Origin of the sequence: Ewingella sp. AOP8-B2-18, from assembly GCF_052376015.1 — a bacterium.
Lineage (GTDB): Bacteria > Pseudomonadota > Gammaproteobacteria > Enterobacterales > Enterobacteriaceae > Ewingella > Ewingella allii.
This window is the reverse complement of record NZ_JBQSVB010000008.1, coordinates 75,118-89,537: the sequence shown is the minus strand read 5'-3', so window position 1 is coordinate 89,537 and position 14,420 is coordinate 75,118. Positions and strand designations below refer to the sequence as shown.

17 protein-coding genes are annotated in these 14,420 nt (G+C 55.0%); 7 read left to right on the top strand and 10 right to left on the bottom strand.

What is annotated here, in order from left to right; genetic code table 11:
• Window positions 1–316: 316 nt before the first annotated feature.
• From ACT3RR_RS16255 to ACT3RR_RS16235, 5 genes are all read right to left on the bottom strand, one after another.
• Entirely contained in the window at window positions 317–790 is a 474-nt protein-coding gene (locus ACT3RR_RS16255; protein WP_441655937.1) for an autotransporter outer membrane beta-barrel domain-containing protein, read from the bottom strand.
• A 460-nt stretch (window positions 791–1,250) separates the two neighbouring features.
• A complete protein-coding gene (locus tag ACT3RR_RS16250) occupies window positions 1,251–1,718 on the bottom strand; it encodes a GNAT family N-acetyltransferase (RefSeq protein WP_496200711.1) in 468 nt (155 codons plus the stop codon).
• 90 nt (window positions 1,719–1,808) lie between these two features.
• Window positions 1,809–2,522, bottom strand: coding sequence for an arsenical resistance protein ArsH (gene arsH, locus ACT3RR_RS16245; protein WP_496200710.1), 714 nt, complete (start codon window positions 2,520–2,522; stop codon window positions 1,809–1,811).
• Window positions 2,503–2,853 carry an ArsR/SmtB family transcription factor gene (locus ACT3RR_RS16240; RefSeq protein WP_496200709.1) on the bottom strand — a complete coding sequence of 117 codons (351 nt, stop codon included), beginning with the start codon at window positions 2,851–2,853 and terminating at the stop codon, window positions 2,503–2,505. The genes arsH and ACT3RR_RS16240 overlap by 20 nt, the downstream gene beginning before the upstream one ends.
• A 171-nt stretch (window positions 2,854–3,024) precedes the next feature.
• Entirely contained in the window at window positions 3,025–3,756 is a 732-nt protein-coding gene (locus tag ACT3RR_RS16235; RefSeq protein ID WP_496200708.1) for an SDR family NAD(P)-dependent oxidoreductase, read from the bottom strand.
• 100 nt (window positions 3,757–3,856) lie between these two features.
• On the opposite strand from ACT3RR_RS16235, the gene ACT3RR_RS16230 reads away from it, so the two are divergent.
• On the top strand, window positions 3,857–4,243 hold the full coding sequence (locus ACT3RR_RS16230; protein ID WP_496200707.1) for a winged helix-turn-helix transcriptional regulator: 387 nt from the start codon (window positions 3,857–3,859) through the stop codon (window positions 4,241–4,243).
• On the opposite strand, the gene ACT3RR_RS16225 is transcribed toward ACT3RR_RS16230, so the two are convergent.
• Window positions 4,214–4,666 carry a cupin domain-containing protein gene (locus tag ACT3RR_RS16225; protein WP_496200706.1) on the bottom strand — a complete coding sequence of 151 codons (453 nt, stop codon included), beginning with the start codon at window positions 4,664–4,666 and terminating at the stop codon, window positions 4,214–4,216. The two genes, ACT3RR_RS16230 and ACT3RR_RS16225, sit on opposite strands and share 30 nt — an antisense overlap.
• Before the next feature lie 96 nt (window positions 4,667–4,762).
• Complete coding sequence (locus ACT3RR_RS16220; protein ID WP_496200705.1) at window positions 4,763–5,512, bottom strand: SDR family oxidoreductase; 750 nt, start codon at window positions 5,510–5,512, stop codon at window positions 4,763–4,765.
• Window positions 5,513–5,698: 186 nt separating this feature from the next.
• Between ACT3RR_RS16220 and ACT3RR_RS16215 the strand changes: the two genes are divergently transcribed.
• From ACT3RR_RS16215 to ACT3RR_RS16205, 3 genes are all read left to right on the top strand, one after another.
• Complete coding sequence (locus ACT3RR_RS16215) at window positions 5,699–6,487, top strand: alpha/beta fold hydrolase (protein ID WP_441655929.1); 789 nt, start codon at window positions 5,699–5,701, stop codon at window positions 6,485–6,487.
• A 75-nt stretch (window positions 6,488–6,562) separates the two neighbouring features.
• Window positions 6,563–7,234: a heavy metal response regulator transcription factor gene (locus tag ACT3RR_RS16210; protein ID WP_485903333.1), complete on the top strand. Its 672-nt coding sequence runs from the start codon at window positions 6,563–6,565 to the stop codon at window positions 7,232–7,234.
• Window positions 7,231–8,625 carry a heavy metal sensor histidine kinase gene (locus ACT3RR_RS16205; RefSeq protein WP_496200704.1) on the top strand — a complete coding sequence of 465 codons (1,395 nt, stop codon included), beginning with the start codon at window positions 7,231–7,233 and terminating at the stop codon, window positions 8,623–8,625. The genes ACT3RR_RS16210 and ACT3RR_RS16205 overlap by 4 nt, the downstream gene beginning before the upstream one ends.
• 67 nt (window positions 8,626–8,692) lie before the next feature.
• Here the strand turns inward: ACT3RR_RS16205 and ACT3RR_RS16200 are convergent, their stop codons facing one another.
• From ACT3RR_RS16200 to ACT3RR_RS16190, 3 genes are all read right to left on the bottom strand, one after another.
• A complete protein-coding gene (locus ACT3RR_RS16200; protein ID WP_034795720.1) occupies window positions 8,693–9,010 on the bottom strand; it encodes a DMT family transporter in 318 nt (105 codons plus the stop codon).
• 150 nt (window positions 9,011–9,160) lie between these two features.
• A complete protein-coding gene (locus ACT3RR_RS16195; RefSeq protein WP_496200703.1) occupies window positions 9,161–10,558 on the bottom strand; it encodes an amidohydrolase family protein in 1,398 nt (465 codons plus the stop codon).
• Between the two features lie 111 nt (window positions 10,559–10,669).
• Window positions 10,670–11,524, bottom strand: coding sequence for a LysR substrate-binding domain-containing protein (locus ACT3RR_RS16190; protein WP_485903336.1), 855 nt, complete (start codon window positions 11,522–11,524; stop codon window positions 10,670–10,672).
• A 308-nt stretch (window positions 11,525–11,832) separates the two neighbouring features.
• On the opposite strand from ACT3RR_RS16190, the gene ACT3RR_RS16185 reads away from it, so the two are divergent.
• The 3 genes from ACT3RR_RS16185 (at window position 11,833) to ACT3RR_RS16175 (ending at window position 14,417) form a co-directional block, all read left to right on the top strand.
• Window positions 11,833–13,293, top strand: a complete 1,461-nt coding sequence (locus ACT3RR_RS16185) for an AMP nucleosidase (RefSeq protein WP_353504155.1) — start codon at window positions 11,833–11,835, stop codon at window positions 13,291–13,293.
• A gap of 192 nt (window positions 13,294–13,485) precedes the next feature.
• Window positions 13,486–13,830 (top strand): hypothetical protein, encoded by a 345-nt coding sequence (locus ACT3RR_RS16180; protein ID WP_353504156.1) that lies wholly within the window; start codon window positions 13,486–13,488, stop codon window positions 13,828–13,830.
• 17 nt (window positions 13,831–13,847) lie between these two features.
• Window positions 13,848–14,417: a glycine zipper family protein gene (locus tag ACT3RR_RS16175; RefSeq protein WP_353504157.1), complete on the top strand. Its 570-nt coding sequence runs from the start codon at window positions 13,848–13,850 to the stop codon at window positions 14,415–14,417.
• The last annotated feature ends 3 nt before the right edge of the window (window positions 14,418–14,420 follow it).

Below are 14,420 nucleotides of genomic sequence, written 5' to 3'. Positions count from 1 at the left end.
TGTCATTAAGTCGCCCTTATCTGATCTACAGCAAATCTCTGAAGACAATTTATGCCTGAGTCGTTGGATGAGGAAAAGTGATTTAATTTCATTGAACATGAGCTATTTTCATGTCCAGACGTATAGACGTCTTTAACGCTATCTCAAACCCTTTGCCACTAAGGGATTACAGCTGGGATCAAGGGGATTTAACGAAGGGGGCATAAGGGCAATGTTTTGGTAAGCCCATGTTTCGAGATAAATTTAAAGCGCCCCGAAGGGCGCTTGATTCACTTTAGGTTTGAGAAACAACCACCGTTTTACGCAATCATGGCTATCAGAAGCTGACTTTAATGCCCATCAAGGCGCTGGTATCTGAATAACCACTGCCGCCCATCTGCTGAGCCACGTTGCCCCACAGATTCACGCCCGGTTTAATCTGGCCTTCAACCCCCACTTTGAGTTCGCCAAGGTTGCGCGCGCCCTTTTGGGTCACGTTAACGCCGTTGAGCTGGCTACCAAACGAATGGGTATTGCTGATCAGGTTTGCCTCAACAAAGGGTTCGAACGAACGGTTTTTACCTTCATCAATCTGGCTATGACCTTTGATGAAGGCGCGAACACCAAGGCGAGCCTGAAGGTTGCCGTCACCTAAACCTTCTACGCGAGTGCCATTGTCTTCGCGAATACTGTCCGCTTCGACGCCCATCCAGGTTAGCTGGGCTTTAGGCTGCAAGTAGTAGCTCTCGTGATCGTTTTTCTCGCCCACTTTCCAGGTGTAACCACTTTCAACCGAAGTGGAATTAAAAATAAGAACGAGTTCGCTGATACATAGCCAGACGCTGCGAAAGAACGTTTATAAAATCAGAAAAATTATTGGCCTTATACTGCAATTACACCTAATAATTAGACTTCAGATAACAGGTTCGTGTTATTTCCACTGTAAAAGTGCTTAACGTTATGACGGAGGCGATATTCGATGCGCCCACCGCCATTTCAGAACGAAGAGATATTGTCATTTTTTAGATGTGTCGGTAATAAGACGATCCTACAAAGGATGTAGGAAATGGCTTACATATGGCCTTTTTCTTATAAATTACATTCACTTTGTTGGATTAAGAAATATCTAGTTGGGCGGACGTCGATATCTGGATACGCCATTTGGAACTTGGACAGACGGGGAATAAGCGAGCGGATGGTAAAAGTGGTGAAGCAGTGCAGGCGGATCACCGCCCGCCAGAGGTTACTGACATGCTTTCTGTGACGGGCCGTTACTTCTGATTCTCACTCCGGGTGTAGATATCAGGGCGGGTAATGGTCCATGCATAATTTTCTCTATTGACGGGTTCATAGCCTAACTTTTCATACAGCCATGGGGCGGTAGTGGTGAACAGCATGATCCGGCGCAGTTTCTCACACACCGGATGAGCATGAACACATTCCATCAGCCATCGCCCAAGTCCCTCCCCCTGATATTCCTCAAGAACGTAGACATCGCAGAGGTAAGCGAAGGTCGCATAGTCGGTTATCAGACGTGCAAAACCTATTTGCGAGCCATCATGGTAAACGCCAAAGTTAAGGCTGTTCTCTATGGACGCCGTGACGGTCTCCAGACTGATGCCCTGCGCCCACGTGGATCGCGTCAAATACTGATGGATCGCCTGCACATCCAACTTTTCATTATCTGTGCTGACCAGATAGTTATTCTCACGCCATTCATGGTTCGCTGAAATATTCACTTTGCTACCTGCTCACGGGATTGTGTGGGGATTAACCCTATCATTGCATAGAGAAAACCATGCTGCTCGACCCAATATTTTCAGCGGTTTCTATATGCTTCGCTGATTCACTCTGGCCGACAGCTGCTCGGCGCTTTCCTTTCTCTCGCTATAGCGATCGGTGAGATAGTCGGCGTTCCCGCGCGTCAGCACGGTGAACTTCACCAACTCCTCCATAACGTCGACAATACGATCATAATAGGCTGAAGGCTTCATCCGTCCTTCCTCATCGAACTCTGCCCAGGCTTTGGCCACCGATGATTGATTGGGGATGGTGATCATCCGCATCCAGCGCCCCAGAATGCGCATCTGATTGACCGCGTTAAACGACTGAGAGCCGCCGCTGACCTGCATGACCGCCAGCGTTTTTCCTTGCGACGGGCGCACCGCGCCCATTGATAGCGGGATCCAGTCGATCTGCGCCTTCATCACGCCAGTCATCGCGCCGTGACGTTCCGGCGAGCACCACACCATGCCTTCGGACCACATTACCAGCTCGCGCAGCTCGGCGACTTTAGGGTGGGTTTCAGGGGTATCGTCTGGCAAAGGCAGGCCGGACGGATTAAAAATTTTGACCTCGGCGCCCATAGCGCTCAGCAGTCGGGCTGCCTCTTCAGTGGCAAACCGGCTGAATGAGCGCTCACGCACTGAACCATACAGCAGCAGTATGCGCGGTGGGTGTGCTGGCTGGGCTGCCGTCAGCTTCTCTGCGGTGATCGGCGCGTCAAAAAGTTGTTTATCCAAATTATTCATCAGCATGCCCATTGGATTTTCCTCCTGGCTGTGTTGGCAAATTAATGTCACATCCCCCTTCCCCCGAACAGCACTCCTCGACCAGAAACACCAATAGTTGTTCAAGTCGCTGATACTGTGGCAGGCAAAAAAGCGTGCGGCCTTGTCGCTCTTGGCGAATAAGCCCGACGGTTAACAGCGCCGAGAGGTGGTGGCTCAGCGTGGAAGCTGGGATATCCAGCTGCGCCTGCAACTCGCCGACCGGCAGCCCGCGGTGTCCGGCCTTGACCAGCGCTTTGTAAACGGCCAGTCGTGTAGGATGACCAAGCTCTTTTAACGCACTGGCCGCTGTGGTTAGGTCCATAACGCCTCCTTTTAAACTATATTTCTAGAATAATCGAAATAATAAATGAATCAACCTTTGGTTTGGCGACTTTAGAATGCTGGGATAGTGGAGTCGAGCAATGAAGGCTAAGGACTGCTTTTCAGTCTTAGCCAACAAAGCCTCTAGGAAGAGCAGAAGCAGACACTATCACTAAACTTGCGTCAGCCCGCCGTCCACGCAGATCTCTGCTCCGGCGATAAAGCTGCTTTCATCACTTGCTAAAAAGAGTACCGCATTGGCGACTTCTTCGGGCTTGCCCATTCTTGCTAACGGGATGGCGCGGGTTAATTCATTGCGTACTTCTTCTGGCGCGGCCAGCATCATTTCCGTATTAATCGGGCCGGGAGCGACCACATTGATTCGAATGCCTCGGGTTGCGAGTTCACGTGTCCAGGTGCGCGCAAAAGAGCGAAGTGCCGCCTTGCTAGCGCTGTAAACGCCATATCCCCGCGTGCCTATGACATCCGCGACTGACCCGATTAGCACCACGCTTGCACCCGCTTTCATCAGTGGAAGTGCGGCCTGAACAGCAAACAGCGGTGAGCGAACATTCAGGCAAAAAATTTGATCAAAATGCGCAGGGGTTATGTCATCGAGAATTGCGTACTCCGACATTGCGGCATTGATCACCAGCACGTCAATCTGGCCTGATCCCGACTTAATGGTCTCTATGATGCGGTCCAGCTCGCTTAGCTGGCTGGCATCAGCACGTATCGTCTTGACGTTGCCCACTATGGTTTGGATTGCCGCTTTTAACTCTTCATCTCGCCGCGAGGTGAACCAAGTTGTCGCCCCTTCACGGGCAAATCGTTGACTAATAGCATGACCGATACCTGATGCTCCACCCAGTATTAGGGCAACTTTATTGTCTAATCTGTTCATCTGCTTGTTCCTGTTCTAATGGAAAAACAGATGATATAATTTTTATACTTAATAACAATTACGCACTTAACGTAAACTAGGTGTCGGGGAGTATATCGCCATGACAGAAATTGATAGTTTTAGCCTAAGAGACGCAGGAAAAACCCGTCCTATTCTTGAAAATATTACCAACAAATGGTCGATTTTGATCCTCACGGTGCTTTGTACTCAACCCACGCGTTTTAATGAGCTCCGCCGCCGATTAGAGGGCATCACCCACAAAGCCTTGTCTGACGCGCTAAAGCGTCTCGAGCGCAATGGGTTGGTCAATCGCAAGGTGCTTCCAACTTCGCCGGTGAGTGTGGAATACAGCCTTACTCCTTTGGCAAAGACGCTGCAGGAACCCTTTGTTGCACTGTACCAATGGGCGCTCGAGCACGGCGCTGAAATGGAACAGGCTCAGGAGAGTTATGACACTTTAAGGGCTGATGCTGGCGAAGTGGTTTGAATCGAGCATATCCCCCGTCAGCACGTCAAAATCCCACTCGGGCATCATAATCACGCTTTCCTGCTCGTTGGCGTCTGTGCGGGAAATCACCACCACGGCGGGCGTGTCGGTACTGTTGTATGGCAGATGAGGCACGTTTTTCGGGATGTAGAAGAAGCTGCCTGCTGGGACTTCTGAGAAGTGCTCCAGCGCGTCGCCGTCACGCACCGACGAAGTGCCACTGAGGGCATAAATCGCGGTTTCATGGTGTTCGTGCCGGTGCGCTTTGGCCTGTGAATGCGGCGGAATTGTCGCCAGCTGCATATGGATATTCTCAGAGCCGACCAGCTCATGGGAAACCCCGACCTGATAAGAGAGCCCCTGCTTGCCGATAAAAGTAGGCTGCGGCTGGGTCAGTCTGCACTCTGGCTTTATAGCACTCATCTGTGAATTTCCTCTAGGCTAAACTCGTGAATAATCACCCCGGATCATGGCGACTGAGTGGCAAGACCCGGGGCGGAGTTTCAAAAGATTTTTAGCCTACACCCCGCCGCACAGGTCAGTAAAACTGCCGGTCACAAAGGAGGCCTCGTCGCTCAGCAGCCAAAGAATGGCGTTGGCGACTTCTTCCGGCGTGCCGCCGCGCTGCATCGGGAAGTTCTTAGCGATGCGGTCAACCCGTGCCGCCTCGCCGCCGTCGGCGTGGATATCGGTATAAATGCCTCCGGGGCGCACGCAGTTGACGCGAATGCCTTCAGCCGCCACCTCTTTCGACAGCCCGACGGTGAAGGTGTCCACCGCGCCTTTGGAGGCGGCGTAATCCACATATTCAAACGGCGAGCCGCTGCGCGATGCGCCAGATGAAACATTAACAATGGCCCCGCCAGCGCCGCCTCTGGACCGCGCCATGCGCTTTATCGCTTCACGTGAACAGTAAAAGTGGCTCATCACGTTAGTCAGCAGCACCTGCTGGAAACGCTCTCCGTCCATCTCAATCATCGGCATTTTTTGCTTCAAGATCCCGACGTTATTCACCAAATGGGTAATAGCCCCAAGCTGGCTGTCGATGGTGGCGAAGACTTCTTTGACCTGCTGCTCGTTAGAGACGTCGCCGCGTACCGCGATGCACTGAGCGCCAAGGCTTAAAATCTCATCGCGAACCTTAAAAGCGGCCTGCTGGTCATTGACGTAATTTACACAGACGGCGTAACCCCGTTTTGCCGCCAATATCGCCGTGGCGGCCCCTATCCCACGGCTTGAGCCCGTCACTAATAACACTTTTGAGTTCATTGCTATCCTGCTGAGTAACCTGTGGATTTACAGGATTTAACATAGCTGAAATGAGCTGATGAAGTAACAACAAGCTGGCCTAACCTCAGCTTGTTTCAACTTTTTGTCATTCTTTTGTCATTTTCTCGTCAGCCTTTTGTTGGCCCCTGCTTGCTAGAGTGCAATCACACCCTACCAAGAGGATTTATGATGAAATTACGCAACCTGTCACTTATCGCTTCACTGGTTCTGGCCGGCATGTCTCTGTCTACAGCTCAGGCTGACACCAGCAAGCCTGCCGCTGCTCAACCCGAAGTGACCAACATTGTGCTGGTTCACGGCCTGTTCGCTGACGCATCGAGCTGGGGCAAAGTTATTCCGCTGCTGCAAGCCAAAGGTTTGCACGTCACTGCGGTACAGAACCCAACCACCTCTTTGGATAACGACGTTGCGGCGGTGAAACGCGCGCTGGCGCTGCAAAACGGCCCGGTGATCTTGGTTGCTCATTCCTATGGCGGGATGGTGATTAGTCAGGCGGGTAACGAGCCAGAAGTGAAAGGCCTGGTGTATATCGCCGCGCGTGCTCCGGCTGCGGGTGAAGACTACCCGGCGTTGACCAAGAAATTCCCAGCCGCGCCAGCCTCTGCCGGTATCCAGTGGAACAGCGATTTTGGTGCGCTGAGCGAATCGGCCTTTGTGCATGATTTTGCCGGTGACCTGCCGGAGAAAGAAGCCAAGGCTTACTACGCCGTGCAGCAGCCTATGGGCCGCGCCATCACCATGGCGAAGACCAGCGTCGCGGCTTGGGAATTTAAACCAACTTACTATGCTGTCTCGACCGAAGACCGCACCATCAACCCCGATCTCGAACGCTTCATGGCGAAACGTATGCACGCGCAGACGATCGAGCTAAAATCTAGCCATGTCTCATTGATTTCCCAGCCGGAAGCCGTGGCGAACCTGATTATGAAAGCCGCGCACGTGCCGGGTTACTGAGTTTTACTCCATCATCATGATGAGAACTGGGCGCCGCGTGCGCCCTTTGCTCCTGTATTCGAGGTTTGACGCTGCTTGAAAATTCTCATCGTTGAAGACGAAGAAAAAACCGCCGAGTATCTGCGCAACGGCCTTAACGAAGCGGGCTACACGGCCGACTGGGCGGCAAACGGTATCGATGGCCTGCATATGGCGCGGGAGAATGCTTACGACCTGATCCTGCTCGACGTCATGCTGCCCGAGATGGACGGCTGGACGGTGATGGAGCGTCTGCGCATCCATAGCCAGACCCCGGTGCTGTTTCTCAGCGCCCGCGGTGCGTTGGAAGATCGCCTGCGCGGCTTGGGGTTGGGGGCCGACGAATATCTGGTGAAACCCTTCTCCTACGCCGAACTGCTGGCGCGCATTCGCATCATTCTGCGTCGTGGCCAGCCGCAGTCCGGTGACGTGCTGACGCTGGCGGATCTGGTGGTGGATATTGAAAAATTCCGCTGCGAGCGCGCAGGCAAACGCATCACCCTGACCAATAAAGAGTTCAAGCTGCTGGTCTGCTTCCTGCAACATCCGGGGCAGGTTCTGTCGCGCACCTTTTTGGCTTCCCGCGTGTGGGACATGAATTTTGACAGCGACACCAACGTGGTGGATGTGGCGGTCAGAAGATTACGGCAGAAAATCGACGAGCCTTTCGACACCCAGTTAATACACACCATACACGGCGTTGGCTATCGCTGTGAGGCTGAGCCATGAGACGCATCTCCCTCACTTTTCGCCTGGCGGGGCTGCTGGCGGCCTTCTCTTTTGTGGCCTTTACCGTCATGGGCGGCGCGCTGTATTACGCGTTGCGCTATCAGCTGACGCTGAGGGACGACGCGGCGCTGGTGTCGCGTGTCGACCAGATAGGCACCCTTTTGAGGGATCTGGACGCCCGTCAGCTGATCCATGAGAAGCCGCACCTGTTCGCCAATATGCTGGGTAACACCGAGTCGCTGCTGGTGATACGCTATGTCGGCGGCCCGACCTTGTTAGAGGTCAACCCGCTCAAACGCCCGATCCCGCAGGTCACGCCTATTTCTGCCGAGCAGCGGCTGTCGCTGAATGCGGTGCATCACTCCCAGACAGCCGACGGCACGCCGATGATTTATATGGCCGCCACCAGCCCCTCTTCCAACGATTTAGTGCCGCTGGAGATCATCTCCAGCCGGGTATTGACCGACAGGACCCACATTCTGGATGTGTACCGTAATTACATCATTCTGTTTGCTTCGATGATGGCTGCCATCTCTGTGGTTCTGGCGTTTATTTTTGCCCGTCGCGGCGTCTCGCCGCTGCGCAGGCTGGCGGAGAGAACCGCCAGGATTGGCACCCGCACTCTGTCATCGCGACTGACCAAAGATGATGCCCCGACCGAGCTGGATACCTTGATTGACCAGATTAACGCCATGCTGGAAAGGCTCGAGCGCGGCTTTAAGCAGTTGAAGCAGGTGAGCGCCGACATGGCCCACGACTTGCGCACGCCGATCACCATTTTGCTGGGGCAGACTGAGGTGGGCCTCGGCGCGCCGCGCGAAAATGAGTATTACCGGCGGCTGCTGGGGTCCAATTTTGAAGAGCTTCAGCGTATGTCGCGAATGATCGACAATATGCTGTTCTTGGCGCAGGCCGAGCAACCCGACCTTGAGATTGAGCGTACGCTGCTGGACGCCACGCAGGAGATGCGTCGGCTTTGTGACTATTTCGAGGACTTGGCCGCCGACCGGGACATTCAAATCCAAGTCAGTGGCGAAGGCACGCTGTTCGCCGACGCCATGCTGTTACGCCGAGCGCTGGCTAACCTGCTGTCCAATGCGGTGCGCCACGCCGCGCCGGGCAGTCTGATTGAAATCAACGCCATCCCTTCGGCCGAAGGCATGACCATTCAGGTGGTGAATCAGGGCGACACCATTTCTAAATTGCATCAGGAGAGGATTTTCGACCGATTCTATCGTGCGGACTCCGCGCGGCAGAACTCGTCAAACTCCAGCGGGCTGGGCCTGTCGATTGTCACCTCAATCATGCAACTGCACCAAGGCCGCTGCTGGGTGGAGAGCAACCAAGGCACCACTACGTTTGGGCTGTTTTTTCCGAATGCACAGGTGTAAATCCAAAATATGGGGTGTTATCCGCCAAAAAGCGGTTTAACACCCAAAATAATGGAATTAACTCGGTTTACTTGGTCGCCAGCTTCAATAGCACCACGCCGGAGAAAATCAGCAGTACGGCGATGACGCGCATGGGGTTGAGGCTCTCGCCAAACATGGTGACGCCGAGGATGAATGCGCCGATAGCGCCGATGCCGACCCACACGGTGTAGGAGGTGCCTAAAGGGAGGGTTTTCATGGAGATAGCCAGCAGCGCGAAGCTGAGCAGCATGAAGACTAAGGTGACAATACTCGGAACCAGCTTGGTAAAGCCGTGCGACTCTTTCATCGCCGTCGACCATACCACTTCAAACAAACCTGCTAACAACAGATATACCCAAGCCATATTCTGACCTTATTTAATCGCAGGGTCGTCCCTATTCAATGAAGCCGAGTCTCTGGTCGTCCAGTCAGCATAAAACGGTGAGAGAAGAGTATAGATCAAGTTGAAGCGAGAGAAAATTGCGAGCCGCATCGCACGGCCCGCAGAGGGAAGTTAGACTTTTTGCACGCTGCCGAACACCAGACGGCCCTGATGGAAGGTGGCTTTGACGTCGGAAACCCGCGCCACGGCTTCAGCGGAGCAGCTGGCGTCAACCAGAATCATCTCGGCATTGTCGTTCACCGCCGGCCATTGGCGAGTGCCGTTGTTGTCCAGCGGCAGCACGTTGCCGGTGGCGATAGCCAGCGAGCGTGTCAGGCCGAACTCGTCTGAATTGCCATAAAGCTGGGCATAAAGGTTGGCTTTTTCCAGCATGCTGCCGGTGCCAAACGGCGACCAGTGGTCAATCACGCTGTCCGTTCCGGTCATCACAAACACGCCCTTCTCGCTCAACTGCGGCAGCGGCATTGCCAGCTTGCCAATCGGCACGGTGGAAGCCAGGGTAAACTGCTGGCGAGCCAGCCCGTCAATCACTTCATCCAGCTCTGCATCTTTCAGCGTTGAGAGAGCAAAGCCGTGGCTGAGCGTCACTTTGCCTTTTAACTGAGGGTTCTGCTCGACGGTTTTAATCATATATTTCACCGCCGCGACGCCCGCCGGAGAAGTCTCGTGCAGGTGGATATCTACGCCGGTGTGGGTATCAAGGGCAATCTGGAACATGGCGTCGAGTGACTTTTCCATCGCGCCGTCAACGTTGGTTGGGTCCAGCCCGCCAACGTATTGCACGCCCATTTGCATCGCTTCGCGCATCAGGCCGTCCACTTTCGAGTGCAACAGCCCGTGCTGCGGGAAGGCGACAATTTCACAGCTGAAGTCGTTTTTATGTTTTTCCAGCGCGATTTGCAGATGTTCGAGGCTTTTCAAGCCGCTAACCGGGTCGATGTTGCAGTGGCTACGCGCCACCGTGGTGCCTTTCGAGTGCAGCAGGCCAATAATGGCTTCCGCGCGTTGAACCGAGGTCGGCAGAAGCTGTGGGATCAGCACCTGCTCGCGGGCAATCATGTCCATAATGGTCTTGCCTTTACGCGGCCTTGGCGCTTCCCACGGGCCGCCGTAGAAGGTCTTGTCGAGGTGAATATGCATGTCGCGGGTGGCGGGCAGGAGCAATAATCCTTGGGCGTCAAAAGCAGTTAGCGTGCTGGCGGCCGCACCGCTGGCGGGTTGAATCGCCATAATTTTGCCGTCTTTTATCTCAAGATGATAAAGGGCCGTCCGGGTGCCGATAATCATCTCCCCTTCGCGCTTGAAACCCTCTTCCAGTCGGACATTGCGCAGCTGGTAGTGGGCGGCGGGCAGAGAGGTGACTGCGTTACTCTCTTCGCATTTAGCCATCGCGTTTTGAGTTGCTGCCTGAGCCGAAGCCATGCCGGTCGCCAGCAGCGCGCCTCCGGCGGTCAATTTCGCGGTGTTTGAGAGAAAATTTCTGCGGCTTTGTTGTTGAGTGTTCTGCACGTCGATTTCCTTAATCCAGAGAACAAAAATGACATTACCGTTTCACCATAAAATAAGGCGCTTTCGCTGGCTGCGATATTTGCCACTGGTGGTCAGTGGCAAACGCAATAGTCAGCTCAGCTGGCAGAACTGGCGCAGCTTCTCGGCCAGCGCCAGCTGCGCCGGGGTGGCGTCAGGGCGATAAAACAGTGCCAGCTCGACATTATCAATTTGCGGCAACCCACTCTCCGCGCCCAACACGCGGTGCTCCGGCAGGCGACAGCTGGCGGGCAGCAGCGTCACGCCCAGCCCCGCCGCGCTGGCGGCGACCAGAGCTGCAAGGCTGGCGCTACTGTAACTGATGCGCCAGGGGCGGCCGATAGCATCCAACGCCTGACACAGTTCCTCGCGATACAACCCGTTGAGTGGAAACAGCACCAGCGGCACCGGGTTATTTTCAAACGCTGGGTAAGCCGCGCTGTCCAGCCACAGCATAGGCTCAGGGCGCGCCGCGTTGGGTTTGTCGCCCTTAATCTGCTTCACCAGAATGATATCCAACTCGTCCTGCTGCCAGGATTTACGCAGTTCATAGCTCAGGCCGCTGGTGACGTCGAGACGCAAATGGGGATGAGTGCGGCTGAACTCGGCCAGCAGTCCGGTGGTGGCCGCCGCAAAGTCCTCCGGCACGCCAAGACGCACCACGCCGTCGCGCCACTGGTCGGAAAGCGCGTCGTGCGCCTCGCCGTTCAGCGCGATGATTCGCCGAGCATAGCCGAGGAATCTCTCCCCCTCTTCGGTGAGCAAAACCTGATGAGAAGTGCGTTCCAGCAGGGCTTTGCCCAGCATCTCTTCAAGGCGGCGCACCTGCTGGCTGACGGTGGATTGAGAAAGGAACACCCGTTCGGCGGCACGGGTAAAACTGCCGCTATCGCAAACTGCCACGAAACTCAGCAACTGCTGAGGGCTAAACATCGGGTAGCGATTCATTTAATCAATACATATTCACTTGGTATTCGATTAACCAATAGTATCAATCTGGTCGAGGCTGACAACCGGGGCTTGGGTAATAAAGTGCCCCCTCGTTGCGCGGTTCGCCGACCGCGAGCCCCACAAGCCCTGTTGATATTCCCTAACTATCTTCCAAATTGGGGTTCATAAGGCCCCTAATCCAGATGAGTAAGACGAGCCAGAGTTCATTGTTTACTTATAATTAGCAAAATCTTTGGATTAGAATCCTTTGTTAACCAATGCCATACTTTGTGTTAAGTCTTGCTCATCTGCATAAGGGAACGATTTTGAATAATGCTTATTCCGCAACCCAATTGAACGCCACCGACGCGCTGGATCGGCTGGAGGCGCTGTACAACGGTGCTGTAGTAGCACTGCGAAAAGCCATCGGTGACTTTATTCTCGATGGTACACTGCCTGATAATGACGTGCGTTTGGCAGGACTTTTCACCTACCCTGAGCTGAGCGTTAGCTGGGACGGGGCTGCGCAGAATCAGTTTAAGTCTCGCGCCTATGGCCGCTTCCCGCGCGCCGGGAAATACACCACCACCATCACCCGCCCGGAGCTGTTCCGTGGCTATCTGGCGGACCAACTGAGCCTGCTGGAAAGCGAATATAACGCCAGTTTTGTGGTGAAACCTTCCCAGCTCGAGATCCCCTTCCCGTTTGTTATCGACGGCTCTGACCTGAACCTCGATCGCACTATGAGCGCGGCGCTGGCGCAACACTTCCCGACCACCGAGCTGTCGCAAATCGGCGACCAGATCACCGACGGTTTATCCACCTCCACCACCGAGTTCCCGCTGTCGCACTTCGACGCGCTGCGCACCGACTTCTCACTGGCGCGCTTGAAACACTACACCGGCACCCCGGCGGAGCACGTGCAGCCTTACGTGCTGTTCACCAACTACACCCGTTACGTGGATGAGTTTGTTAGCTGGGCCTGCGCGCAAATCGTCGATCCGGCCACTCCTTACGTGGCGCTCTCCTGCGCTGGCGGGGCCTACGTCACGGCGGAAACCGTCAATCTGGAGCAGACGGTCTCTGACTTGGCGTGGAAAAAACACCAGATGCCGGCCTATCACCTGATTGCCGACGACGGCAAAGGCATTACGCTGGTGAATATCGGCGTCGGCCCGTCTAACGCCAAAACCATTTGCGACCATCTGGCTGTGCTGCGCCCGCACGCCTGGCTGATGATTGGCCACTGCGGCGGTCTGCGCGAAAGCCAGCAAATTGGCGACTACGTGCTGGCCCACGCCTACCTGCGCGACGACCACGTGCTGGACGCCGTGCTGCCGCCGGATATCCCAATTCCAAGCATTGCCGAAGTGCAGCGCGCGCTGTATGACGCCACCAAGGCCATCAGCAATATGCCGGGGGAAGAAGTTAAGCAGCGCCTGCGTACCGGCACCGTGGTGACTACCGACGACCGTAACTGGGAGCTGCGCTATTCTGCTTCGGCCATGCGCTTCAACCTGAGTCGCGCCGTGGCTGTGGATATGGAGAGTGCGACCATTGCGGCGCAGGGCTATCGCTTCCGCGTGCCTTACGGCACTTTGCTCTGTGTCTCCGACAAGCCGCTGCACGGCGAAATTAAGCTGCCGGGGCAGGCGAACCACTTCTACGAAGGGGCGATTTCCGAGCATTTACAGATTGGTATCCACGCCATTGGCCTGCTGCGACAGGAAGGCGACAAGCTACATTCGCGTAAATTACGTACCTTCAACGAACCGCCATTCCGCTAAAAACGCCTCTACCGGGGAGGTTTGTCCTCCTCGGTAAATTTCACAATATTTCCACACAATTACTGCCGATCCCTTAGCGCATTCCACCTGATTTGCCGTGTAAAAAAGCGGCGGATAGCGCGTATATTCTTGCTCATCGGCCGGGAACTTTTCGGCGATAAATGGGCGGTTTAAACGGATGTCGAGGTGGTTATGAAAAGGCTATTGCTGCTGTTGCTGGCCGCAGGTGCAATGATGTCGGTGGCACAAACTTCTTACGCCTATGGCTATTACGGCCATGGGTATTATGGTCATGGTTATTATCACGGCTGGTACGGCCCGCGGGTGATCATTGGTGCACCTTGGGGGCCTCCGCCGCCGGTCTATTACGGGCCGCCTCCGGTGGTCTATGTGACACCGTCACCTCCGCAAACCTATGTGGAGAAAACCCCTAATTACGCTTACTACTGCCAGAATCCAGCGGGTTACTATCCGCACGTTCAGCGCTGCGCGCAGGGCTGGATGAAAGTGGTGGTTGGCGATTCTGCACCGCGCTAAGCCTGAGTGAATCAATCATGAAACGTCTCTATCAATTAGCCCCTCTGGCGCTGGTGATGGCACTGGCGGGCTGCGTGGCGCCCCCTTCGGCGCCGGAAGTTCAGGTTTTACCAGGCAGCACCAAGAGCTACGGGCAGTTTAGGCAGGATGATATGTTATGTCGCAACGCGGCGCAGAATAGCGTGAGCGGCGGCGCGCAGGCGGCATCTAACAGTGCAGCTGGCACGGCGGCAGCGGGAACGGTGGTAGGTGCAGCGGCGGGCGCTTTGATTGGCGCGGCATCGGGCCATGCCGGGCAGGGGGCGCTGATCGGCGCAGGCAGCGGCCTGCTGGTGGGAAGCGCCATGGGCAGTAATACGGCGGGAATGAGCAGCGACGATTTACAAGATCAGTACGACGTTATCTACACCCAATGTATGTACGCCAAGGGCAATAAAGTGCCGGTGGCTTATAGCTACGATGAACCAAGATCGGGGCAGTCAGAGGTTCCCCCTGATTACCACCCCGCTTCTGATCCAAGCAGCGTGCCACCCGATTATAATGGGGGCGTGCCTGACAGCAACGCGCCGCCAGACTATCGTCCATAAATA